The sequence below is a fragment of the Desulfovibrio sp. 1214_IL3152 genome (assembly GCF_036763055.1).
In the GTDB taxonomy this organism is placed as follows: Bacteria; Desulfobacterota; Desulfovibrionia; order Desulfovibrionales; family Desulfovibrionaceae; genus Desulfovibrio.
Genome location: NZ_JBAIYW010000313.1, coordinates 1 through 22,320, shown reverse-complemented (window position 1 = coordinate 22,320; position 22,320 = coordinate 1). Strand labels below are relative to the sequence as shown.

Below are 22,320 nucleotides of genomic sequence, written 5' to 3'. Positions count from 1 at the left end.
TTGCCTGTCGGCGCAAGCGCGCACAGCCTTGCCGGAAGCTCCCTGGCATTCGAGGCAAAACTGGCGAATGGCCGTCAGCGGGCCGGTTTTGCCGGCTCCTCGTGCCGCGTGATCTGTGGCGCTCAAGCGGTTTCGACTCCACAGCATTTTTTATGCTTTTTACCGCTGCCGCATGGACAGGGGTCATTGCGCCCCACCTTGGGGTTTTGCCTGCGGTACGCTTCCGGCCTCAGGGCAACGCCGTCCACATAAAAGATTTTCTCGTCCTGGCGGGCAAAAAAACTGCGCTCGCCCAACTGACGTGGGATGCCCTCCATCTCATAATAGGCATGAAATTCCACCACATCAAAAAGTTCAGCGTTTTTTCCGGCGGGTACGTCGCTTTCAACCCGGCCCACGTCCAGACGCAGCCACTGCACGTCCTTGGCCTGTTCCGTGAGCTTTTCCACGGATATGCCCTCCCGGTAGTCCGGGTGGGTGCTGTCCACAAGCCATTGGTAACGGCCGAGCACGTAGGCCGAATAGCGCGAACGCATGAGAGTTTCGGCATCGCCGGGCCATATCGTGCCATCAATATAAGGACCGCAGCACTGATCGAGAGAAAGGCCGCTGCCGCAAGGGCATTGCTGTTGCATGAAATCCACCTTGTTTTTAAAGCCCTCAGGAGGCGTATAGCCCATAAATATTAACGCATGCCTGACCGGGCGGCAAGAGCGCACAAGGGCCTGTTCCGCCATTGACCCAACAAAGCGGCAAAAGTCTGATGGCCAAGGGACAGCCGGAATGCCGGAATGCCAGCATGCCTGTCGTATCATCGGGTAAACGAATCAGCGGCGCACAACCCTTGCCGTCTGACCGCACCGCCGACACATGGCCGCACCCATCGCATAGGACATGCGCGCGCACGGCGTGACACTGGCACGCCACTCGCCCTGCCGCCCCGTCCCAACCATCGCTCGGCACATTTAGAGCAGATTAACTTTGAGAATATACATTCTCAAAGTTTAAGGCACGCTCACTTCGGCGTTTAACCGCGCAGATAAACTGCGCTTACGCCTCCGTAGCGAACGTCTGCTCACGCAGCCGTCCGAGCAATTTCAAAGTGAAATTGCTCTAGCCGTTTGTCCCGTCACAGACAGAACATCAACCCGGCCCATTCACCGCCAGGCGCGGCCAACCCGGCCCTGTCACGCGCTTTCCCCTTCCCCGGAATACCCGCCAGTTGTGATATAAATCACTAAATCTCAACACGCTGAAATAGCTTAAATTTTGAATTATAAGCCCAAATAGCTCTTGAGCGCACGTCTGTAAGAAGGCGGTTGGCGTCGTCAGGCAGGTAAAGAAATACCGGCGCAACGCTGCTGTCCATCCCAAAAACCAAGTTAAATACTACAAAACGACTCTCTTCAAATAACCTTAAAATACATATGAATAGAAAACTTATAAATGCACTATGAATAAAATTGGGCACTCAAACATGAAAATATATCTGAAAGCTATCTTTTACAACTGTTGCATCATGAGTGTTGCATTGGCACAAGAAGCGCTTGTGACAAAAATACTATATTTAATTAGTCAACATTTATAATTAACAAGCAATGATATTTAGATATTTTTTGCCACAAAAAATTGAAACTATGTTGACGCAGTATTTTTAATATAATAATCTTTTTGTATGGATTAATTGAGTCAGAAATTACATAATTTAATTGCCCTTTACCAATGCCTCATGTACAGTGGGGCGTAACCGCGCGTGACGCAAGGGGGTTGTCATGTCGGCATTATCAGAACGTGAATACCTGGCTGAAGAAATCTGCGAACTGTATTCCAAGCTTGCCGGTGAAGCGTATGCGGACGACCTTGCCCGCGCCAAGGACCTGGCGCAGGCGGAAGCGCCCCATGACCACTGGCTGCAAACCAACAGGCTGGACTACGAATCGCGTCTGTTTCTTTATCTCGGCGCGGCCTACGCCATGCGGTGTATGAAAAACGAACCCTACAAATGTGCTGTTTTTATGCGCAACGCGGCTGAAGCCCTCAACAGGGCCAAAGCCTAGCTAAACGCGGAACCAGGGGAAATCCCGAAGCGCGTGCTCGGGATTTCCTTATATATTGTGCCCGGCGCTGGTTGTTTACCGGGGTAACATCACCAGGATTATGTCAGGAAGCAAGGATCCACCATGCGGGAAAAACACATCGGATTCAGAACCATTCTCACCAGCCTCTTGTTTTTGGCTCTCGGCATGGCACTGTCTTCAGGCGTGGCCTTCGGTGAGGAACGTATTCCCTTCACCTACCCGGCCTTCAGCGCCAAGAAGATGCCGCCGGTTTTCTTCACCCATGACCAGCACATCGCCTATCTGGAAGACAAGGGGCAAGACTGCACGGCCTGCCACCAGATGACGGACGAAGGGCTGTCAGAGACGTTTCTGAATGTAAGAAACGTCGCTCCCGGCAAGCAGATGGACTACCTGCATGCCACCTGTACCGAGTGTCATGTCAAGCTTGCCAAGGGCCCCCGCCTTGTAGACTGCCGGGTTTGCCACAGCGAGCGCATCGCATCTGAGTACGCCGCCAAAAAGTAGCCGGTGGCTCACTGCATAAGGAAGAAAGAACGTTAGGAGGCAGAATCAGATGCTTGACTTTATTACCGGACCGCTTTTTGTCATTTCACTTGTTATTTTTACAGTAGGCATGCTGGCCCGCGTGGTTCTTTACGTGCGCGGCCTGGACTGGCGCCTTGAGCGCATTGCCTACCGCTATCACACAGACCGCTCCATTCCCGGCGCGCTGGCGTCCATCTTTAAATGGCTCATCCCCGGCGGCACTGACGGCTGGCGCACACAGCCCGTCGCCACCACCCTGTTTTTCCTGCTGCACTTCGGCGCTGTGCTGGTGCCGCTTTTCCTGCTGGGACACACCGTGCTGCTTGAGCGCTACGTAGGCATAAGCCTGCCCTCGCTGCCCGGAACCCTGGCCGACATTCTTTCGGTGCTCAGCCTTGCGGCCATTCTGCTGCTGGCCGCGCGCCGCATGGCCTCTCCCGCGTTGCGGCAACTGAACAGCCGCGCGGACTGGTTCATTCTGCTTTTGACCTTTTTACCCTTCGCCACCGGGCTTATGGCCCGCCTGGACACCTCGGCCTACCAGAGCTGGATGGTTCTGCATGTGCTGAGCGGCGAGCTTTTCCTTATTCTGGCCCCCTTTACCAAGCTTTCGCACATCGTGCTCTTTTTCCTGTCGCGTGCCCAGATCGGCATGGACTTCGCCATCAAAAGAGGCGGAGCCACGCGCGGCGGCGCTTTCCCCTGGTAAGACGGGCAACAGTATTATTATTTTCGCCTGAAAGGAGCGAACCATGTCCGAACTGCTTTGCACCCCCACCCCCATCACTACCAAGGAAGGCATCCTCAATCTGCTGAAGGATAAGGGCGGGGCGCAATATTACAGCCAAATGAAGGAAATGAAGGTCGACCAGGCAGCCCTGGCCCGCGACCTGGAGCAGACCTGCAAATCGCGCACCCGCACGTGGCTCGACATCTGTGCCCACTGTGCCATGTGCGCCGACAGCTGCTTCTTTTACAGAACAAACAATAATGACCCCACCCAGATCCCCTCGTACAAGATACAGGCGACTCTGGGCGAGCTTTTGCGCCGCAAGGGCAAGGTCGACGCCGCGTTCATGATCAAATGCATGGATGCTGCCTGGGGCAAGTGCACCTGCTGCAACCGCTGCGCCGTTTACTGCCCGCACGGCATCGACACCGGCGTCATGTTCAGCTACCTGCGCGGCATTCTTTTCAAGCACGGCTTTATTCCGTGGGAAATGAAGATCGGCTCCGGCATGCACCGCGTTTACGGCGCACAGATGGACGTGAGCGAAGAAGACTGGCTCGAAACCTGTGAATGGATGGTGGAAGAGCAGCAGGAAGAATGGCCCGACCTCGAAATCCCCGTTGAAAAGGAACATGCTGATGTCATGTATGTTCTCAACGCCCGCGAGGTTAAGCACTACCCTGAAGATATCGCTCTGGCCGCCATCCTCTTCCACGTGACCGACACCAACTGGACCGTGCCGCGCGAAGGCTGGGAAAACACTTCGCTGACCATGTTCGCCGGTGACTGGGAAGGCTGCGCGCAGAACGTCAAGCGTATTTACGCCGCCGTTGAGCGCATCAAGCCCAAAGTGGTTGTGGGAACCGAATGCGGACACGCCCACCGCGCCACCGTCGTCGAAGGCCCTTACTGGGCCGGACGTGAGAGCGGTGATCCGCCGGTGCGCTTCATGCATTATGTGGAATGGGTGGCCGAAATGCTGCGCACCGGCAAAATCAAGATTGATCCGGCCAAAAAAATCAAGGTTCCCTGCACGCTTCAGGATTCGTGCAACTACGTGCGCAACCACGGCCTTGGCATGGCTACCCGCGAAATCATGAGCTATATCGCTGAAGATTTTCGCGAAATGAGCCCCAAAAGCGACCACAACTTCTGTTGCGGCGGGGGCGGCGGCCTGAACGGCATCGGCATTTACCGGCAGGAGCGCAACGTGGCTCTTACCAACAAGCTGGAGCAGATCAGGGCCACCGGCGCTGAAATGGTCATCACGCCCTGCCACAACTGCTGGGACGCCATACGCGACATGATGGAAGTCTACGAAGAACACAACATCAAGTGGTCCTTCCTCAAGCCGCTGCTGGTGGATATGCTGATAATTCCTCCGCACATCCGCCATATCGCGCCCGAATAAACTAGAGTGACAGAGCTGCGGTTTATTTGTCCTTTTGCAAATCGCGGCTCTGCCCAAGGGCGCATCATGAACGCCCGTTGGCCGGGCAAGGCATCCCACTTGCCCGGCCAACAATAAAAACCTTTTACAGCCTGGTCAGTTGCCACCGGCGACAGAAAGAAAGCAGTTCCGGCAGACGGGCCTTTTGCGGCGCTCCAACCTTCAGGCAGTGGCGGCTGAAACAGCGCCCAGCAGCGCCTCACAGGTGCAGGACTTGTTCAAAACGGGAATGCCCGTTCCGAAGCACACCGGTCTTGGTCCCACGTTGGTACAGACAATGGCCGGAATATGGCGTGTCTGCGAGTTCCTGCGCAAACGGCTGTACATGATGGTTCCCGAAGTGCCTTCCAGTTCCACATCAAAAATGATGCAGTCAGGCTTGCAATTGTGAACCATGTTCAAACTTTCATCGCAAGTACAGGCTACGCTCACCTGATAGTCAGATTGGCGTAGAAGTTGCGACATCCTGCTTAGACTTTCGGCATCGCTGTCTACCAAGAGAATATGCTTTTGCATTGGGGCCTCCGAGTTCGGATTCTGATCTTCTGTGAACAGGATATTCAGCCTTACGGCGCGTGCCATGCCGCTGCGAAAGCCCCGCGTTCTGGCGAACGGAGCAAAGGGTGACCGCATCAAGGGAGTTGCGCAGAGCCAGGGCGGCTTTGTCCCAAACATCCAGAGCGGCTTTTCCCGCCGGAGCTTCGCTGTTGACGCCGGGCAGGGTTATGCCCCCTTCCACCGCGCAGATGATGTCCGCCAGAGTTATGGCTTCGGGGTTGCGGGCAAGCATGTGGCCCCCGGCAATGCCCCGTACGCTTTTGATAATTCCCTCAGCCTGCAACAAGCGCATGATTTTTTGCACAAACTTTTCAGAAATGCCTGTACAGACCGCCAATTCAGAAGCAGAAGCAGGAATAGTCCGATCTTGTTCAGAAAGGCACAATAGCAGGTGCAGCGCATGACAAGACATGGTGGAAATACGCATATTTATTCCTTATTTTGCTGGAGGCGATAAAACTTACAATACTTGATACGTCTAATTTAGACTGCTTTACTCATGATTATTAGCTCAAGCCACTTTGGGCGTCAAGCGACTTTGGGACTTTGTGCTCAAACCTGTGAACGGCTAAAAACACTGCCCTCCTGACCGTGTGAATGATTTCGCAAGTATTGAGGCAAGATAAAAAAAAGAGATGCAAAAAGTCCCGTTGTGGTGTTATGCTGTGCTTTGTTCAAATTATGCTTCGGAAGCTCAAACTTCCAACACAGTGTGATACGGCCATTGGCCGATTTTATATTCCATTTTATTACTGCGCCGTGGGGGTTTCGCAATGAAGCTTTCAGCAAAAACACGATACGCTGCCCGTATATTGCTCTATCTGGCAAAGAACGGACTTGAGAAACCTGTTTCCTCAAGCGTGCTGGCAAGCCAGACAGGAATCAGCTCTCAATTCATTGAACAAATTTTACGTCAGTTGCGGCTGGCGGGCATTACGGGCAGTGTGCGCGGGGCCAAAGGCGGGCATGTACTGTTACGCAAACCCGAAGACCTCACCTTTGGCTGCATCGTAAACCTGATGGAAGGGGGCATTGAACTGAGCGGCTGCCTGGAGAAACCCGGCCATTGTTCACGCTTTGATGCCTGCGAAGTGCGCAAGGCGTGGGAAAGCCTGCAATCAACCCTCGATGGAGTGTTTGAATCCATCACGTTGCGCGACCTCATGCACGACGACCACATTTTGCTTTAACAATCAGCGCGTCCAGCGGCGGACGGCCCCGTGGCAGCCTTCTCTTTACAGGGGCAGGAACAAACGGTGCGGCGTCCGCCTTGGCTGGATTGTACCTTCTGCCCCGCCGCCACATTCAATCCTGCCTCCTGCTTCACCTTCGTCGCCTTCTACCTGTCGCTTCCCGCTTGCAACAAATGACGAAAATGCCTCTGCCCAACCATGCCCAACCTGTTTCCCCTGTTTGCTCCTTCGGCAGCCTGTAAAACACACTCTTCCTGCTGTTTACCCCTCCGCTTTTCTGCCTTGCACCGCCTCGCGTGGCTCCACTGGATAGTGGCTCGACAGACTGGCTTTTTGATTGTCTGTGCGGTTTGACTGGGTGTTTTTACCAGCGTTGGCTGCAGCCACAAGCCTTGGCCGGCCCAGCCTGACTGCCCCTGTTGTGGCTCCGTCTGCCCCCATCTGCCCTGCTTGCACTGACTCTGTGGCCTGACTCTGGCCTCGCTCCTCCCCGCTGACACTGCCCGCCATATCTGCCTCTTTTGTGGCACTGGCCGCTGCATCCAAACGCCCGGCAAACACCGCTTCATGCTGGCGCGAGCTATTTTCTTAAGAAACCTTTGGATTCCCCCCTAAAGAAAAACATGCTGCACATTGCCAATCAGGTCGGACATTCACGCAACATGCTTTTACTATTGCACATGTGAGTTGAATCTCCTGGTCCGCACTGTTCAGGAGAGCTTTTATTCCATATTTTTTTGCTCTGTTTTACTAAAAAACACCTACCAAACAAATATGTTTATGCAAATGCCGTTCAAAATGCGTACCGCAGCATTTTAGCCGGTGATTCTGCTTGCCGGAAAAATATTTTTTCTTGCCAAAAAAATATTTTTGGGCTTTAAATCTATCTGATTTTCTTAAATAAAATTAGATTAATCTTGATTAATTTTATCGTAATGAATCTATCTGACATCTTTGCATTTTTTTATATTTTAGGTATCAGGAGTGCCACCGGCCATCTTGACTTCACCCCTTAACGTGACCAATTCCTGACAAGGACGGTCCGCCACAGTCATTGGCCCGGTAATTTTTCAGGAGAGGTTGCAGGCAAGCAGACGCATGCCGGGCTGTTAGCGGCGCACCGGCCGGGCCGGGCCCGCCGAACCCATGTTTCAGCGGCATATTGACCCTACGGGAGAAAACGCATGACCATTTTGTTCTACATCTTGGGCTATTTGGCGGTAGCCGGCTTCTTTTGCATGGCATACTTGAAAATCCGGTCCTACATGGCGGCCAGTCCGTTGCATGTACGCTGGGAACTCTATCCGGTCCCCCATGAGGGCGCACAAAAGGCTGCTTATGGCGGCAGTTTTATGGAAGAAAAAGACTGGTGGACCAAGCCGCGCCATATTTCACACTGGGGCGACATCAAGGGCATTCTGACCGAAGTGCTCTTTTTGCACGCCACCTTTGAGCACAACCTGAAGCTGTGGGTGCGCACCTACCCCTTCCACGTGGGCATGTACATGCTCATGGGCGGAACCATCATTGTGCTCTGTGCCGTCATCGCCCAGATTTTTGGTCTGAACCCGCAGGGCGGCGTCATGATTTTCGTGGGCAACGTCATCAACGCCGTTGTGCTGGTCGGCGCGCTGTGCATCGTCATCGGCGGCATCGGCCTTATTGAGCGTCGCCGCAATGATGAAGGCCTGCGCCGCTACAGCACGCCCGAACACTACTTCAACCTGGGCGTGTTTGTGGTCTTCGGCGTGCTGGGTCTGGCCGCCTGGGCTGTTGCTCCTTCGTATTTCGAACTGGCCCGCACCTTCATCTATAACCTGCTTACCTTCAATTTTGCTCCGCAGACCAGCACGCTCTTCAGCCTGCACCTGCTGCTCGGCTTCTTCCTGCTCATCTGGATCCCCATGACCAACATGGGCCACCTGATCATGAAGTACTTCATGTACCACGACATCCGCTGGGGCGACGAGCCTACCAACTACAGCGAAAAGAACAAACAGAAGATCCTTGAGGCCCTCAAGTTCAATGTGACCTGGTCGGCCAAGCATATCTCCGGTGATGGAACCCCCAGGACCTGGGTGGATGTTGCCACCACCAACCCCACAGAAAAGAAAGAAGACTAGGGAGTTCAGACATGAAAGACAACCTTCGCTTGACTGACGTTTCCACCGTCGACGGGCAGATGGTCAGCATTGACCTGAAAGAGATCCCCGAACTGGCTGTGGATATGCATACCATGCCCTGGAAGCCCTTTACTGAAGAGCAGAAAGAAAACACCGCCTGTATTCTTGACGAAGTTTGCGTGCTGAACATTCCCAAGCCCAAAAACCGTGAAGAAGAGGAAGAACTGGTCAACAAGTTCCTCGACGGTGTGCGCAAGCTGTTCAGCAAGGAAAACAACTGGACCTTCCTGCCCATGCTTGAAACCAGCATGGACAACTGCGTGCAGTGCAACTCCTGTTCCGATGCCTGCCATCTTTATGAGATGTCGGGCGAAAACGAAATGTACCGGCCCAACTTCCGCTCCGAAATCTTCCGCCGCATCTACAAGCAGTATGTGAAGAAAGAACCCCTGGCAAAATGGCGCTACGGCGACATGAACCTGAACTGGAAAACCGTGGCCCGCCTGGGCGAACTGGCCTACCGCTGCAACCTTTGCCGCCGCTGCGCCCAGACCTGCCCCATCGGTGTGGACAACGGCCTGATGGCCCGCGAAATCCGCAAGGTCTTCAGCCAGGAACTGGGCATCTACCCCCGCGAACTGCACGAACGCGGCACCATGAACCACATGAAGGCCGGCTCTTCCACGGGCATGACCCCCGAAGTGGTGAAAGAAAACGTGGAGTTCATCGACGAGGACTACACGGAAATCACCGGCGTGGGCATCCATACGCCCTTTGACGTGCAGGGCGCGGACATCATGCTGCTGCACAATGCCGGCGAAATCATGGCCTGGCCTGAAAACATCGCCTCCTTCTCGCTTATCTTTCAGGAAGCCGGCCTGTCGTGGACGCTTTCCAGCAAGGCCCTTGCCTATGACGGCGTGAACTACGGCGTGTTCTACGACGATGCCCAGACAGCCCGCATCGCCCTGCAGCACATGATGGCCGCCAAGGAACTGGGCGTCAAAAAAATCGTCATCGGCGAATGCGGCCATGCCCACAAGGCGCTCACCGTCATCGCTGATCGCGTGATCCCCTTTGAATACCAGGTTCCGCGCGAAAGCTGCTATGTCACCCTGCGCGACATCGTCATGAGCGGCCGCCTCAAGCTCGACCCCTCGCGCAACGACTTTCCCGTGACCCTGCACGACCCCTGCAACGTGGTGCGTCTTATGGGCATCGTGGAACCGCAGCGCGAAATTCTGCGTAAAATCGCGCCCCAGTTCCGCGAAATGCCCTGCCACGGCGTGGACAACTACTGTTGCGGCGGCGGTTCCGGCTTTGCCATCATGACCCGCAACAACATCGAACAATGGCGCGGTAACATCTCCGGCCGCAAAAAGATGTGGCAGATCAGCGAAGCCTTCAAGGATTGCCTTGGCCCCGAAACCCGCAAGTACATCTGCGCCCCCTGCTCCAACTGCAAGGGCCAGATCCGCGAAATCCTTGAGCACAACGACCTGTACACCAAGAACAACTTCGCCTACGGCGGCCTGGTGGAACTTATCGTTAACGCCATGACCAACGTGAACCCCGGCTTCATTGAATTTGAAGGCGCGGGAGAAGAAGAATAGCATTGCCCGTTCGCCGTGGGCCAAGGCCCACGGCGAACGGAATAATGCTGATGTAAAAAGGCTCGGGCTTCCGCATGAGCAGCACCGTCCCCACGACAGCGCTGCGCTTCTACGCGGGCAAGCGCCCGGGGCAGCGCCGTAAAACTTTGCCGGGATCTTCTCCACTAGAGCATTTTGCTTTTGAAACACTCCCTGTTTCAACGCATCATTCTGGCGAAAAACGTGGTTTTCGCCAGAATCCACGCCACTTGGTGGCGGCTGCCGCCTTCGCGTCAGCAGAGCAATTTCAAAGTGAAATTGCTCTAAAGTTTCCAACGCGCCCACCGACAATTGGCTCTTGCCGCCGGACCGCTGAAAGTCTGTTATGAAGAGAGGTTCTTTTGAACAAAAGAACCTCTCTTTTAGAGCAGATTAACTTTGAAAATGTATATTTTCAAAGTTTAAAACACGCTCGCTTCGGCGTTTAACCGCGCAAATAAATTGCGCTTACGCCTTCGCGGCGGGCGCCTGCTCGCGCAGTCGCCAGAGCAATTTCAAAGTGAAACTGCTCTAGTGCGCCCGCCTGCCAGCCACCACGCGGCAACGAAAGCACAGGGAAAATACGAAATGCTATATATCTGCCGCTTTTCTCGCACTGCCGCACGCGCCACCCCAGGCGATACCATTAATCCAACATAATTCATCCAATTTTTTCACTTGCTTTTGCGAGTACGGCCCTATAGTCTTATTAGTAGGTTTTATGATAAAGCGGGCTTGGCATAGCCCTTTTCTGCCCGGTGCGGCTTTGCACCCCTCCCCCTCCTCACGGCTCACTTCCAACCTAAGAAAGCGTTGAGGTAACTATGGCACGTCTTGAAACAACCGCCGAGGTTCTGCGCAACAAAGGCGTCAGCCGCCGGGACTTCATGAAGTTCTGCGCGCTCACGGCCGTTGCAATGGGGCTTGGCCCCGGAGCGGACCTGGCTATCGCCCAGGCCCTTTCCACAAAACCCCGCCTTCCGGTGCTCTGGATCAACGGCCTTTCCTGTTCCTGCTGCACTGAGTCCTTCCTGCGCACGGCCCATCCCCTGGCGGCCGACATCATCCTTTCAATGATTGCCCTGGATTATCAGGACACCATTATGGCGGCGGCCGGCGAACAGGCCAACGCCTGTTATGAGCAGGCCATTGAAAGATACAAGGGCCAGTACATTCTGGCGGTGGAAGGTAACGTTCCCCTGAATGAACAGGGCATGTACTGCATTGACGGCGGCAAGCCCTTTTATGAAAAACTCAAGCGCGGCGTGGAGCATGCCAAGGCCGTGGTCGCCTGGGGAACCTGCGCCTCCTGGGGCTGTGTGCAGGCCGCTTCACCCAATCCCACGGCGGCCACCCCGCTGCACAAGCTTTTCCCCAACAAGCCGCAGATCAAGGTTCCCGGCTGTCCGGCCATTCCCGAGGTCATGAGCTCCATCCTGACCTACATCATCACCTATGACCGCCTGCCGAGCCTTGACGCGCAGGGGCGGCCCGAAATGTTCTACGGCGTGCGCGTGCACGACCAGTGCTACCGCCGCGCCCACTTTGACGCGGGCCAGTTCGTGGAATCGTGGGATGACGAAGGCGCGCGCTCCGGCCTGTGCCTGTACAAAATGGGCTGCAAAGGCCCTACCACCTACAATGCCTGTCCCTCCACCCGCTGGAACAACGGCGTTTCCTTTCCCATCCAGTCCGGGCATGGCTGCATCGGCTGCTCGGAGCAGAACTTCTGGGACCAGCAATCGTTCTACGACCGCATCACCACCATCCCGCACATGGGAACCAACTCCACGGCTGAAAGCGTGGGGGTTGCGGCGGTGGCGGGCGTGGCCGCCGGTGTCGCCATTCACGGCGCGGCCAGTATGGTGCGCCATGCCTGCGACAAGAAGAAAGCCCCGGAAGTTAACGACGACACCAGCAAGAGCTAAGGAACGCACCCATGTCCTATGAATATTCGACGCAAGGATATACTGTTGTTGACGCGGGCCGCCGCCTCGTTGTGGACCCCGTAACCCGCATTGAAGGCCATCTGCGCTGCGAAGTGAATATCAACGACGACAACGTGATCACCAATGCCGTTTCCTGCGGCACCATTTTTCGCGGCATAGAAATCATCCTCAAGGGGCGCGACCCCCGCGACGCCTGGGCTTTTACCGAGCGCATCTGCGGCGTCTGCACGGGTACGCACGCCCTGGCCTCGGTGCATGCGGTGGAAAACGCCCTTGGCATTGATATTCCCGACAATGCCAACATCATCCGCAACCTCATGCAGCTCTGCCTTATGTACCACGACCATCTCGTGCACCTGTACCACCTTACGGGGCTGGACTGGGTGGACGTGGTCTCGGCCTCCACGGCCGACCCCAAGGCAACGTCCGAACTGGCGCAAAAGCTGTCTCCCTGGCCCAATTCTTCGCCGGGCTACTTCAAGTCGGTCAAGGACAAGCTGCTCAAGCTCATCAATTCCAACCAGCTTGGCATCTTTACCAACGGCTACTGGGGACACCCCGCCTACAAGCTCTCGCCCGAAGCCAACCTTATGGTGGTCGCCCACTATATCGAGGCTCTGGATTTCCAGAAAGACGTGGTACACATCCACACCATCTTCGGCGGCAAAAACCCTCACCCCAACTGGCTGGTGGGCGGCGTTCCCTGCTCCCTGAACATTGACGGCGTGGGCGCGGCCGACGTCATCAATCAGGAACGCCTGGACTTCGTGCTTCAGGTTATCGAGCGCTGCCGCACCTTCGCCCAGCAGGTGGTCATCCCCGACACACTGGCCCTGGCCGGATTTTACGGGGACTGGCTCAATATCGGCGGCGGCCTGTCCAAGCTTTCGGTACTGGCCTACGGCGGCATTCCCGACATTGCCAACGATTACACCGAAAAAAGCCTGCTCATGCCTCCGGGGGCCATTATCAACGGCAACTTCAACGAAGTGCTGCCCGTAAGCCTGACCAATCCCGAAGAAATCCAGGAAACCGTCAACCATTCCTGGTACAAGCCCTACCCCGCCGGAAAAACCGGTCTGCACCCCTGGGAAGGCGTCACCGAGCCGCATTACAATCCCGGTCCCAACATCAAGGGTACGCCCACGGACCTCAAGCAGGTGGATGAACGGGACCGCTATTCCTGGCTCAAGACGCCGCTGTGGCGCGGTCACCAGATGGAAGTCGGCCCCCTGGCCCGCATGCTCATCGGCTACACCCGTAAAAATGACGACATCAAGGACCTTGTGGACGACTTTTTGGGCCGCGCGGGCGGTGTGCCAGTTACGGTGCTGCAATCCACCCTGGGCCGCATAGCCGCACGTTCTCTGGAATTGGCCTGGTCGGCGGAAAAAATGCGCTATTTTTACGACCGCCTTATCGCCAACCTCAAAAACGGCGTGCGCGCCACAGCCAATACCGCCAAGTGGAGCCCCGAAACCTGGCCCACAAGCGAACTGCGGGGCGTGGGCTTTACCGAAGCCCCGCGCGGCGCTCTCGGACACTGGGTTAAAATCAGGGACAGAAAAATCGAAAGCTATCAGTGCGTGGTTCCCACAACATGGAACGGCGCGCCTCGCAGCCCCGACGGCCAGTTGAGCGCCTATGAGGCGTCGCTGATGAATACCCACATGGCTATACCCGAACAGCCGCTGGAAATTCTGCGCACCCTGCACAGCTTTGACCCCTGCCTTGCCTGCTCGACCCACATCATTGGTCCCGACGGCAAGGATCTGCTCACAGTGCGCATGGACAGGGGCATGTAGCTCCGGCCCCGCTGACGCCCGGCGCACACACGCCCCAAGCGTAGGAGAACGATATGAGCGATACAAGACAAAGCACGTCCGAAGTCCCCGTGGGCAAAAGCATCTATGTGTACCAGCTGCCCATACGCATCTGGCACTGGGTCATGGTGGTCTGTGTGTGCGTGCTCATCGTTACCGGGTACATCATAGGAAAACCCTGGCTTTCCGTGGCCGGAACCTCTGCCTATGACACCTTTTATATGGGCTACACCCGCATGGCGCATTTCATTGCGGGCTTTATTCTCATCATCTCCACAATACTGCGCTATCTCTACGGCATTATCGGCAACCGCTACTCGCGCGAGCTGATCATCCTGCCTGTCTGGAGCAAAGCCTGGTGGAACGACCTGTGGCACGACATCCGCTGGTATCTCTTTCTGGACAAAGAGCCGCGCGCCCACGTGGGGCATAATCCCCTGGCCCAGGCAGGCATGGCCGTGGGCATGGTCTTCATGCTCGTTATCATGCTTACCGGTCTTGGCATGTATGCCGAAGCCAGCAGCCTGGCCTTCTTCAAGCCGTTCCGTTTCGTGCTGGACTTCGCCTACTGGATAGGCGGCAACGGCCAGGAACTGCGCAGCCTGCACAGGCTGGGCATGCTTCTTCTGGTCACCTTTGTAACCGTGCATATCTACATGGTCATCCGTGAAGAGATCATGGGCAAGACCACCCTGGTTTCCACCATGTTCAGCGGCTACAGAGAGCGGCGCAAAACCTAGGGCATTTTGCCGTTGAGAGTAACTTCTCCACGTGTCACGGCGCTCGCTGCAGCGCTTGACACGCAGGCACAGTGCGATTGATTCATGGCCGCGTGACCTGGCAGAGCAGCCTGGCCGCGCGGCCGCCGGAGCAGTCTCAAGGCAAACCGCTCTGGAACCTGCTCAGGAGCAACAACAGGGCGGCTTCACTCCAGTGGAGCCGTCTTTTGCTTGCAGGCACGGCCTGCATAGAAAAACAGGATGTCTCATGGAAGCGGTAATTATCATCGGTCTCGGCAATATTCTTTACGGCGACGAAGGTTACGGCGTCAGACTGGCGCAAAACCTCTATGCCCGCTGGGATTTTCCCGACTACGTGGAAGTGGTGGACGGCGGCACTCAGGGACAAACCCTGCTGACCTACGTGGAGCGCGCGGACAGGCTGCTTGTGCTGGATGCAGTGGATTTTGGCCTTGAACCGGGGGAGATGGTGCTGCGAGAGCAGATGCCCGCCTATCTTACCGCACAAAAAATCGGCCCCCACCAGAACAGCTTTTCCGAAGTTCTTGGCCTTGCCACGCTGCGCGGCAATATGCCGGAGCATTGCGCACTGATCGGCGTACAGCCTGCCGCCATGACTCTTGGTGCGGCTCTTTCCCCGGCCGTGGCCCAATGCCTTGGCAAAGGCGAAGACATGGCCCTTGAGGTGCTGCGCCAGTGGGGCGTAACGCCTGAGCGGCGTGAAGAACCCCGCCACTTGTCGGCCTCTGCTCTGGATGCCCTGCTGCTGGCGGAAAGTCCCGTTCTTTAGAGCAGATTAACTTTGAAAATGTATATTTTCAAAGTTTAAAACACGCTCGCTTCGGCGTTTAACCGCGCAAATAAATTGCGCTTACGCCTTCGCGGCGGGCGCCTGCTCGCGCAGTCGCCAGAGCAATTTCAAAGTGAAACTGCTCTAGCGCATTTTTGCATTGAGAGTATCCATTCCCACTGCTTCCAGGACGCTCGCTCCGGCGCTTAACCGCGCACCCAAATTGCGCTTGCAGGCCCTTTCCGGCGAGCCACAGCGTGATCCAATCAGGCTCACAGCGTATCCAGATGAAAGACATATGACAAAAGCGGCCCGGTCTTTGAAAACCGGGCCGCTTTTGCGCCGTATGGCGGCAAAGCTTTACATGGGGCGCTCAGCCAGTCCCGCATTCCGCTCAATGAGCGATACGGCACGGGCAATACGGCGGCCCTCGGTGGATTCTCTGGACAGTTCGCGCTCAAGCGAGGTGATGCCCTTGATAACGGTGGAATGGCGGCGGTTGAATTTTTCTCCGATTTCTTCCAGGGTCATCTCCGTATGCTTGCGGGCCAGATAGAAAGCGGTATTGCGTCCGACCACACATTCCTTGCGACGTGAGCGCGAAGCCAGCTGACGTTCGTTAAGCCCGTAGCTTTCGCAGACAAGGCGCAGGATGGTGGAAAAATCAGGCCCACAGGCCACGTCCGCGTACTGGCTCAGAACTTCCATTGCCAGATCGACGTTGAGACCGCAGTTCAGCAGGCGCGCCTTGAAGATAAGGCTGTTGAGGCAGGATTCCATCTGGCGCACGTCGCCCGTCAGGCGGCTGGCAAGCAGCTCGCAAACAGTGTCGGGCAAAAGCACCTGAAATGTTCTGGCCTTGCGCCCCAGGATATCACAGCGCATGTCCTTGGTGGGACGGCCCATGTCGGTCAGAATGCCGGAACAGAAATGCGACACAAGCTGGCTGTCCACCTTCTGCAGTTCGCGCGGTGAAAAAGAAGAGGTAAAGATGGCGCGCCCGCCCTTGGCCTGAAGGCTTTTAACCACTGCCAGGGCCATATCCTGCATTTTTTCCTTACCCTGAAAAAAATGCACGTCTTCCATCAGAAGCACATCCAGCTCGCGAAAGCGGGCCTTAAAGCCTTCAATATCCTGCGCCCGCAGGGCCATGACAAAGCGCGAGGCAAATTCTTCGGCCGTAAGGTATCCCACGCGGGCATTGGTGCCTTCATCGCTGATGGCGCGTCCCACGGCCTGAGCCAGATGCGTCTTGCCCAGCCCGGAACTGGAGTTTACAAAAAGGGTACGCACGCAGCCACAGCTGCGGCTCACATCCTGCGCGGCGGCAACAGCCATATTGTTGGTGGGGCCTACCACAAAATCGGCAAAGGAATATCGCCAATTTTGTGTATCGCGGTACACGGCCACAGGCGCAAGCGGCAGTGATGCCTGGCGCGGCGCCCTGGACGGAGCGATAAAAGACGCAGCGGCAGATGGAGCTGAAGCCGGAGCTTCAGTTCCCACGACAGGATTGTTTTTCATACCAACCTGTTTTTCCTCATGAATCTCTGCATCTGCACTTTGCCCCGCTGCCTCGATACGCACATCGACCTGCTCCGGCTCAAGGCCAAGAACAGGTGCGGCAGCCTCACGCAGTGAGGCAAGCATCATGCTTTCCAGCCTGCCGGCCACATAGGCATTGGGCGCCACAAGGTGAAGCCCCCCCTCATGAACACTGGCGTGCAAGGGAGCAATCCAGACTTTGAAAAGCCCGGATTTAAGCATTTTTTTGAGATTTTCAGAAATTTCAGCCCATTTTTCTCGCATGCAGCCTTGTAGCCCAAAATCCGGGCGACGGGCAATTGATGAATAAAGGCTGTTTGGGGCGGTAGCGGCTTTTGCTTTCCCCAATTGCTATTCTTGTTAATTGCTACAAATATTTTATTTTTTTCTATTTGACAGCCTCCGTGGCCCCCCTGAAAAGCCTTAGCCCGTAAGGGACAGAATAATAGGATATGGTATATGAACAAAACAGCAACATTTTATCAACAAATATAAAATGATTTTACTCCGTTTTTCTCATATATTCTCCATTTTTCATTCATGCTTGCCAAAAGTTCCGAACTGTAAGGCCCCACTGATTGTCAAGAGGGGAAAAAAGATTTTTTCTCTTTTTTATCTCTTGCGGCAAACACGGGGCAGCATGAGCCAAAGCGGCGGTCTGACACGCGCGCGGAAGGCCTCTTTATGCATCCGGGCGGTCGGTCCACTGGTCTTGCGTGGGCCAGGCTTGCCCGCACTTCACCGGCCCTGCTGCCGCCTGGGAGCAAGCCTGGGGCCTGTGGAAAACTGCGACAAATCTGAAAAAAACATAAAACGACCGCAGTCCGGCCTGCCTCCCTGACAGCCCGGCTGCACAGCCCCACAGGCGCACCTTGCCAACAGCAAAGAGCCTTCCGGAAATCTCCGGAAGGCTCTTTGATCTGTGCGCTTCAAGCAGCGCCGTTTTGGCCGTGGCTCTCACCACCCGCAGGGGCGGCTTCAGCTCTCGCAATTTACCGGCATGCAGCAAGATGTCCGATCCCGCGGCGGGCACAGCACTTGGGAGCAGATGTCTTTAGAGCATTTAACACTTGAAATGCTTGCTTACGGCAGGCAAAAGCCTGCCTGCTCGCATTTCGTGGCAAGGATTTTCAGGAAAATCCTTGCAGAGCAGTTGACTCGTTTCATTCGTAAACTGCTCTAAACAGATGACGAACTGCCGGCTGCATACTCGGTCAAACGACAGAGCAGGCGTTTACCCTTTGAAAAGCCATATCCTCAATACGAATCGCTGAGAGCAATGGCTACAGCATCACGCTGGCGGCTGCGTGAGCAGTCGCCCGCCGCAAAGATGCAAGCGCAGCTTCAGCCGTTACGACAAAGGAAGTTACGGATGCTTCAGAAATCGTAACGCAGGAAAATACGCTTGCAGGCAGCATGTGTAACGATCCGCCTGTTTCCATACAATCGCTGTCGCCATTCGTAAGGCTCGCAGGCTCGCCAACGACTGCCGCGAAGACAGCAGAACTGTTTACTTGCGCGGTTAAGCATCGAAGCGATGCGTGGCTTAAACTTTGAGAATGTACATTCTCAAAGTTAATCTGCTCTAGAAGCCGTAACGCAGGCCGATCATAAATTCATTGTTATAGGGACGGTTGCCCACTTCGTACTTGACGCCGCCCACAGTGGAGCTGACTTCGTTATAGCCGAGGCCCACAAAGCGGTAAGAAGCGTCAAGGGTGAAGCTTTCGTTAATGTCGTAAGATACACCGGCGCCCAGATTCCAGGCAAAGTTGGTGAAGCGGTCGTCAGCTTCAAACTTGTTGCCGGCGTTATCCTTGAGGGTGTAGCCGGTGTAGTTGAAAGCCAGACCAAGCCCACCGCCCACGTAGGGGGTAAAGGCGCTATCGTTGCGGAAGTCCCAGAACAGGTTGGCGAACAGGGTGGAGTTGTTCCAGACGCCCTTGACGCTACTCAGGTTCGAACCGCCGTCGCTCCAGCTTTTTTCGCTGTTGCCGCGCAGGGCGAATTCGATTTCCGCGCGCAGGGGCAGCATCTGCTGGGGCCAGAAGTCATAGCCCAGGGCCAGAGCGCCGCCAAGGGTAAACTGGTTGTAATTATCCACCCCGCTACCGGCCAGACCACTGGAACGCTCCATCTGTCCGGTGCTCTGGATGCTCATAAGGAATTTGGGGGCCAGGTACATGCCGGTGCCTTCGGCAGCGGCCAGCCCGGGAAGGGCAAGTGAAAGGGCAAGCGCCACAGCGACTATAAAACGTTTCATGACAGTCCTCCTAGTACTTTCCCTCATTTTTTTACGAGGGCAGCCTTAAATCTGGTTTATTAGCTAGAAAATGTCAATAATTTTTCTATAAAACCTCTCAATGAGGCGCGCGTATCAAGGCTTTGCGCCCTGCCGCACATCTTCGGGCGCTCAAATTTTGCAGACGAATACAGGGAAAAAACGTGACGACTGCCGAAGAAAAAGCATGTTAAAAAAGCATGTTAAAAAATGCAGACAAAAGATTCGGCAGGCGGGAGCGTTGCGCAAGCCTGTGCAGGAACAACGCGCCGCATTGCCGTGGGGCGTGAGACATCGGGATTGCGAACATTGAACTTGAAACTGCTCTGAGCAAGGAGGCGGGCAGGCTTGTTCTACGGCCTTGCGTCCGGAATTGCGCGGACAGCCTTTTCAGGGCAAGGGCAGTAGATGCGCGACACGACGGCCGCCGTGCCTGCCGCAGCTTGCAGGGAATATCTGCCTTCAAAAGCAGCCTGCCCTGAAGGAGACCGAACTATTTTTTAACCATTAGCCAGGTCTGAATGGGCAAACGTTTTTCCGTCCAGTGCGCCTTATACCCCATGCGTGGCCCCGTAACCGGCCCCATGTCGTAACGCGCGGCCTGCTCTTCACACAGCCAGGCAATCTGTTCGAGCTGTAGCAGGTTGCCTATGCCGGCGTCTTTCCAGTGCCGGTCGTAACTGAACTGCTGCCCCCGGTATATGCCGCCAGCCATGCCGCCAAAAATAAAGCCCACATCGCTGTTTTCATGCCGGGCAAACATGACGCGCGCGGCCCGCGCAGGAGCCAGACGTCGCAGCATGGCCGCATAAAAGGCACGGGCAGGCTCTTCGGTCATGCCGCACTGCCCCTGCCCTTTCCAGCTTTCCGCTTCCACGGCCAGCATACGCTCAAACACGGCCAGCGCCTCGGCCTCTGAAGCCGGAACATGCCGCTCATACATTATGCCCCGCTCATCGGCACGCCTGCTGCCCTTGGCCAGCTTGGCCCTGTGGTTGGCTGACCTGCGGGACAAGAAGCCATCCAGGCCTCCCTGCAGAGAAGCCGCGCACTGCACGGTTTCCGAATGCATAAAAAAATCAAAGCTGCGGCCAAAGGTCTGAAGGAGGCGGCGGGGCGTTACGCTGCCCGGCTGCAAACCGCTGATGACAATGCGGGGAAAATACGGATGATACAGCGCGGCCAGATCGCTCATGGCGTGGGCCAGCAGATCCACGGCATGAGGCCCCAGCAGGGGAGAACTGAAAAACCACAGCGTATCTATGGGAGTCAGCAGGACCGACTCTGCGGAAAAAACCTGTTCCGCCAGCACAACCACGCTGTTCATGACCCGTCCGGGATCATGCCACATCATGAGCTGGCGTTCCGGGGCAAAGACCTCATGAAAGGAAAGCTGCCAGGCCGGCAGGCAGCAGAAAGGGTCTGCCTGCCCCGAATACAAGGCGGCCCGCTGCCAGCCCTCATGGCCTTCAAGATCTTGAAACGCAAGTTTTTCTATTTGCCGTGAATCAGGCGTTCGCAAGGCTGCCCCCGCCTACTTCACTTCTGTCGGACACTGGTCGCCGCGGCTGGCATAAAAAAACCAGCCTGCGCCCGGATCCTGCGTGCGTTCAAAGCAAAAACCGCCAGCGGCGCGCCACAGAACTGCAGGTGCGGAGGTGGCAAAGGCCGCGCTCACGGCAGCCGCCTGCGGGTCCTGCCCGGCCAGAACCCTGATGGTCTGGGCAACTCCTTCGAAGTAGCGGCCAGAAGACGGCAGCATGTTGGTCACGACAGCGCGCTCCACCACGCCGTCGTTATCCAGAAAAAACGTGGCGGTCACGCCTTCCTCCAGAGTGCATATCTTTATCTGCCCCTGATCCTGCACAGTCACCGAGCCGGCGGGGAACGCGCTCATCCATTCAGCTTTGAAGTCCTTCCACGCCGGGCCGCCGTCGTCCGCCCCAACGGGAAGCGCCAAAAACACAAAAAAAATGCAGAGCAAAAGTTTTTTCATGACAAAAACTCCTTGCAACAGATTCGTATTTTTCTGATCGGACAACGCGCCGGTAGCCTGCGCCGGAAAGCCCGAGCCGTAGAGCAATTTCAAAGTGAAATTGCTCTGGCGGCTGCGTGAGCAGTCGCCCGCCGCAAAGATGCAAGCGCAGCTTCAGCCGTTACGACAAAGGAAGTTACGGATGAAGACAGCAGAGCTATTTACTTGCGCGGTTAAGCAGCGAAGCGAGCGTGTCTTAAACTTTGAGAATGTACATTCTCAAAGTTAATCTGCTCTAGAACACGAGCCGGGCATCCCGTGCCGCCTGTCCCGCGCGTCGTCCCATGCATCAGTATCCTGCGGCACATGCCCTGTGCCGGGCAGCCTGTGCAGATATTCCGCCACGCATGGCCCGGCCGGCATCCGGTACCGCCTGTCCTATACTAGGTGAGCACGCCGCTAATGAAAAGACCTCTTTTACAATACATTTTATATGGCTGGCGCGTCATGTCCGGGGCATGCACAATCCCGCCTGCAGCGCCTCTTGTTTTTCAGCCCGTTTTGGCCGAAACTGCGGTTACGCTGCCAGACGCGACCTCGCGGCAAATGCAGCGCATCCCACCGCAAGGAGAAATCCGCCCGCATGTCCAAGCCCCATCATCCCCCGGTCTGTTTTCCCATTACCCTTACACGCATCAACCATCTGGGCAGATATGAGGTGGACGACCTGCTCCTGCGCGAAGAAGCGTATAATCTCATCTGCAATGGAAAAACCGTGGCCTGTCTGCACTGCATGCCCGACAAGCTTGAAGAGCTGGCCGTGGGCAGACTTTTCACCCTGGGCCTGCTGCAGGACGCCCGGCAGATACGGTCCCTTGGCATCTTGCCCCCTGCGTCGTCGCGCCCCCAGGCTGCCACCGACGCCA

At 55.9% G+C, this 22,320-nt stretch carries 21 protein-coding genes; 14 read left to right on the top strand and 7 right to left on the bottom strand.

Annotated features, from left to right (window positions below):
- Positions 1-122 precede the first annotated feature (122 nt).
- On the bottom strand, positions 123-635 hold the full coding sequence (locus tag V6C07_RS06755) for a YchJ family protein (RefSeq protein WP_333535585.1): 513 nt from the start codon (positions 633-635) through the stop codon (positions 123-125).
- A gap of 1,137 nt (positions 636-1,772) precedes the next feature.
- Here V6C07_RS06755 and V6C07_RS06750 point away from each other — a divergent pair.
- The 4 genes from V6C07_RS06750 to hmcF all read left to right on the top strand — a co-directional run bounded on the left by V6C07_RS06750 (position 1,773) and on the right by hmcF (position 4,747).
- Positions 1,773-2,057: a hypothetical protein gene (locus tag V6C07_RS06750; protein WP_333535584.1), complete on the top strand. Its 285-nt coding sequence runs from the start codon at positions 1,773-1,775 to the stop codon at positions 2,055-2,057.
- Between the two features lie 123 nt (positions 2,058-2,180).
- A complete protein-coding gene (locus V6C07_RS06745) occupies positions 2,181-2,585 on the top strand; it encodes a cytochrome c3 family protein (protein WP_333535583.1) in 405 nt (134 codons plus the stop codon).
- Between the two features lie 49 nt (positions 2,586-2,634).
- Positions 2,635-3,315, top strand: a complete 681-nt coding sequence (gene hmcE / locus V6C07_RS06740; protein WP_333535582.1) for a sulfate respiration complex protein HmcE — start codon at positions 2,635-2,637, stop codon at positions 3,313-3,315.
- 43 nt (positions 3,316-3,358) lie between these two features.
- Entirely contained in the window at positions 3,359-4,747 is a 1,389-nt protein-coding gene (gene hmcF, locus V6C07_RS06735; RefSeq protein ID WP_333535581.1) for a sulfate respiration complex iron-sulfur protein HmcF, read from the top strand.
- A gap of 201 nt (positions 4,748-4,948) precedes the next feature.
- On the opposite strand, the gene V6C07_RS06730 is transcribed toward hmcF, so the two are convergent.
- Entirely contained in the window at positions 4,949-5,251 is a 303-nt protein-coding gene (locus V6C07_RS06730; protein WP_333535580.1) for a response regulator, read from the bottom strand.
- Entirely contained in the window at positions 5,226-5,771 is a 546-nt protein-coding gene (locus V6C07_RS06725; RefSeq protein ID WP_333535579.1) for an RrF2 family transcriptional regulator, read from the bottom strand. The genes V6C07_RS06730 and V6C07_RS06725 overlap by 26 nt, the downstream gene beginning before the upstream one ends.
- A 346-nt stretch (positions 5,772-6,117) precedes the next feature.
- Here V6C07_RS06725 and V6C07_RS06720 point away from each other — a divergent pair, with 346 nt between their 5' ends.
- The 8 genes from V6C07_RS06720 to hybD all read left to right on the top strand — a co-directional run bounded on the left by V6C07_RS06720 (position 6,118) and on the right by hybD (position 15,593).
- On the top strand, positions 6,118-6,534 hold the full coding sequence (locus V6C07_RS06720) for an RrF2 family transcriptional regulator (RefSeq protein ID WP_333535578.1): 417 nt from the start codon (positions 6,118-6,120) through the stop codon (positions 6,532-6,534).
- Between the two features lie 1,187 nt (positions 6,535-7,721).
- Complete coding sequence (locus V6C07_RS06715) at positions 7,722-8,660, top strand: respiratory nitrate reductase subunit gamma (RefSeq protein ID WP_333535577.1); 939 nt, start codon at positions 7,722-7,724, stop codon at positions 8,658-8,660.
- Between the two features lie 11 nt (positions 8,661-8,671).
- Complete coding sequence (locus tag V6C07_RS06710) at positions 8,672-10,273, top strand: (Fe-S)-binding protein (RefSeq protein WP_333535576.1); 1,602 nt, start codon at positions 8,672-8,674, stop codon at positions 10,271-10,273.
- 74 nt (positions 10,274-10,347) lie between these two features.
- On the top strand, positions 10,348-10,641 hold the full coding sequence (locus V6C07_RS06705) for a hypothetical protein (RefSeq protein WP_333535575.1): 294 nt from the start codon (positions 10,348-10,350) through the stop codon (positions 10,639-10,641).
- Between the two features lie 474 nt (positions 10,642-11,115).
- Entirely contained in the window at positions 11,116-12,219 is a 1,104-nt protein-coding gene (locus tag V6C07_RS06700; RefSeq protein ID WP_333535574.1) for a hydrogenase small subunit, read from the top strand.
- 11 nt (positions 12,220-12,230) lie between these two features.
- Positions 12,231-14,045: a nickel-dependent hydrogenase large subunit gene (locus V6C07_RS06695; RefSeq protein ID WP_333535573.1), complete on the top strand. Its 1,815-nt coding sequence runs from the start codon at positions 12,231-12,233 to the stop codon at positions 14,043-14,045.
- A gap of 53 nt (positions 14,046-14,098) precedes the next feature.
- The gene (gene cybH, locus V6C07_RS06690; protein WP_333535572.1) at positions 14,099-14,803 is read left to right on the top strand and encodes a Ni/Fe-hydrogenase, b-type cytochrome subunit; all 705 of its coding nucleotides are present in this window, start codon (positions 14,099-14,101) and stop codon (positions 14,801-14,803) included.
- A gap of 247 nt (positions 14,804-15,050) precedes the next feature.
- A complete protein-coding gene (hybD, locus tag V6C07_RS06685; RefSeq protein ID WP_333535571.1) occupies positions 15,051-15,593 on the top strand; it encodes a HyaD/HybD family hydrogenase maturation endopeptidase in 543 nt (180 codons plus the stop codon).
- Positions 15,594-15,953: 360 nt separating this feature from the next.
- Here hybD and V6C07_RS06680 read toward each other — a convergent pair whose 3' ends face one another.
- The gene (locus V6C07_RS06680; protein ID WP_333535570.1) at positions 15,954-17,402 is read right to left on the bottom strand and encodes a DnaA ATPase domain-containing protein; all 1,449 of its coding nucleotides are present in this window, start codon (positions 17,400-17,402) and stop codon (positions 15,954-15,956) included.
- A gap of 658 nt (positions 17,403-18,060) precedes the next feature.
- On the opposite strand from V6C07_RS06680, the gene V6C07_RS06675 reads away from it, so the two are divergent.
- Positions 18,061-18,321 (top strand): hypothetical protein, encoded by a 261-nt coding sequence (locus V6C07_RS06675; RefSeq protein ID WP_333535569.1) that lies wholly within the window; start codon positions 18,061-18,063, stop codon positions 18,319-18,321.
- Between the two features lie 402 nt (positions 18,322-18,723).
- Here V6C07_RS06675 and V6C07_RS06670 read toward each other — a convergent pair whose 3' ends face one another.
- The 3 genes from V6C07_RS06670 to V6C07_RS06660 form a co-directional block, all read right to left on the bottom strand.
- Positions 18,724-19,401, bottom strand: coding sequence for an outer membrane protein (locus tag V6C07_RS06670; RefSeq protein WP_333535568.1), 678 nt, complete (start codon positions 19,399-19,401; stop codon positions 18,724-18,726).
- 511 nt (positions 19,402-19,912) lie between these two features.
- Complete coding sequence (locus tag V6C07_RS06665; RefSeq protein ID WP_333535567.1) at positions 19,913-20,941, bottom strand: GNAT family N-acetyltransferase; 1,029 nt, start codon at positions 20,939-20,941, stop codon at positions 19,913-19,915.
- A 12-nt stretch (positions 20,942-20,953) separates the two neighbouring features.
- Complete coding sequence (locus V6C07_RS06660; RefSeq protein WP_333535566.1) at positions 20,954-21,415, bottom strand: hypothetical protein; 462 nt, start codon at positions 21,413-21,415, stop codon at positions 20,954-20,956.
- Positions 21,416-22,037: 622 nt separating this feature from the next.
- Between V6C07_RS06660 and V6C07_RS06655 the strand changes: the two genes are divergently transcribed.
- A partial coding sequence (locus V6C07_RS06655; RefSeq protein WP_333535565.1) for a formate dehydrogenase accessory sulfurtransferase FdhD occupies positions 22,038-22,320 on the top strand: 283 nt, incomplete at its 3' end.

Excerpts from the sequence above, each read along its gene's own strand:
- V6C07_RS06755 (WP_333535585.1), bottom strand. The coding sequence starts at position 635 with ATGCAACAGCAATGCCCTTGCGGCAGCGGCCTTTCTCTCGATCAGTGC.
- V6C07_RS06750 (WP_333535584.1), top strand. The coding sequence starts at position 1,773 with ATGTCGGCATTATCAGAACGTGAATACCTGGCTGAAGAAATCTGCGAA.
- V6C07_RS06745 (WP_333535583.1), top strand. The coding sequence starts at position 2,181 with ATGCGGGAAAAACACATCGGATTCAGAACCATTCTCACCAGCCTCTTG.
- hmcE (WP_333535582.1), top strand. The coding sequence starts at position 2,635 with ATGCTTGACTTTATTACCGGACCGCTTTTTGTCATTTCACTTGTTATT.
- hmcF (WP_333535581.1), top strand. The coding sequence starts at position 3,359 with ATGTCCGAACTGCTTTGCACCCCCACCCCCATCACTACCAAGGAAGGC.
- V6C07_RS06730 (WP_333535580.1), bottom strand. The coding sequence starts at position 5,251 with ATGTCGCAACTTCTACGCCAATCTGACTATCAGGTGAGCGTAGCCTGT.
- V6C07_RS06725 (WP_333535579.1), bottom strand. The coding sequence starts at position 5,771 with ATGCGTATTTCCACCATGTCTTGTCATGCGCTGCACCTGCTATTGTGC.
- V6C07_RS06720 (WP_333535578.1), top strand. The coding sequence starts at position 6,118 with ATGAAGCTTTCAGCAAAAACACGATACGCTGCCCGTATATTGCTCTAT.
- V6C07_RS06715 (WP_333535577.1), top strand. The coding sequence starts at position 7,722 with ATGACCATTTTGTTCTACATCTTGGGCTATTTGGCGGTAGCCGGCTTC.
- V6C07_RS06710 (WP_333535576.1), top strand. The coding sequence starts at position 8,672 with ATGAAAGACAACCTTCGCTTGACTGACGTTTCCACCGTCGACGGGCAG.
- V6C07_RS06705 (WP_333535575.1), top strand. The coding sequence starts at position 10,348 with ATGAGCAGCACCGTCCCCACGACAGCGCTGCGCTTCTACGCGGGCAAG.
- V6C07_RS06700 (WP_333535574.1), top strand. The coding sequence starts at position 11,116 with ATGGCACGTCTTGAAACAACCGCCGAGGTTCTGCGCAACAAAGGCGTC.
- V6C07_RS06695 (WP_333535573.1), top strand. The coding sequence starts at position 12,231 with ATGTCCTATGAATATTCGACGCAAGGATATACTGTTGTTGACGCGGGC.
- cybH (WP_333535572.1), top strand. The coding sequence starts at position 14,099 with ATGAGCGATACAAGACAAAGCACGTCCGAAGTCCCCGTGGGCAAAAGC.
- hybD (WP_333535571.1), top strand. The coding sequence starts at position 15,051 with ATGGAAGCGGTAATTATCATCGGTCTCGGCAATATTCTTTACGGCGAC.
- V6C07_RS06680 (WP_333535570.1), bottom strand. The coding sequence starts at position 17,402 with ATGCGAGAAAAATGGGCTGAAATTTCTGAAAATCTCAAAAAAATGCTT.
- V6C07_RS06670 (WP_333535568.1), bottom strand. The coding sequence starts at position 19,401 with ATGAAACGTTTTATAGTCGCTGTGGCGCTTGCCCTTTCACTTGCCCTT.
- V6C07_RS06660 (WP_333535566.1), bottom strand. The coding sequence starts at position 21,415 with ATGAAAAAACTTTTGCTCTGCATTTTTTTTGTGTTTTTGGCGCTTCCC.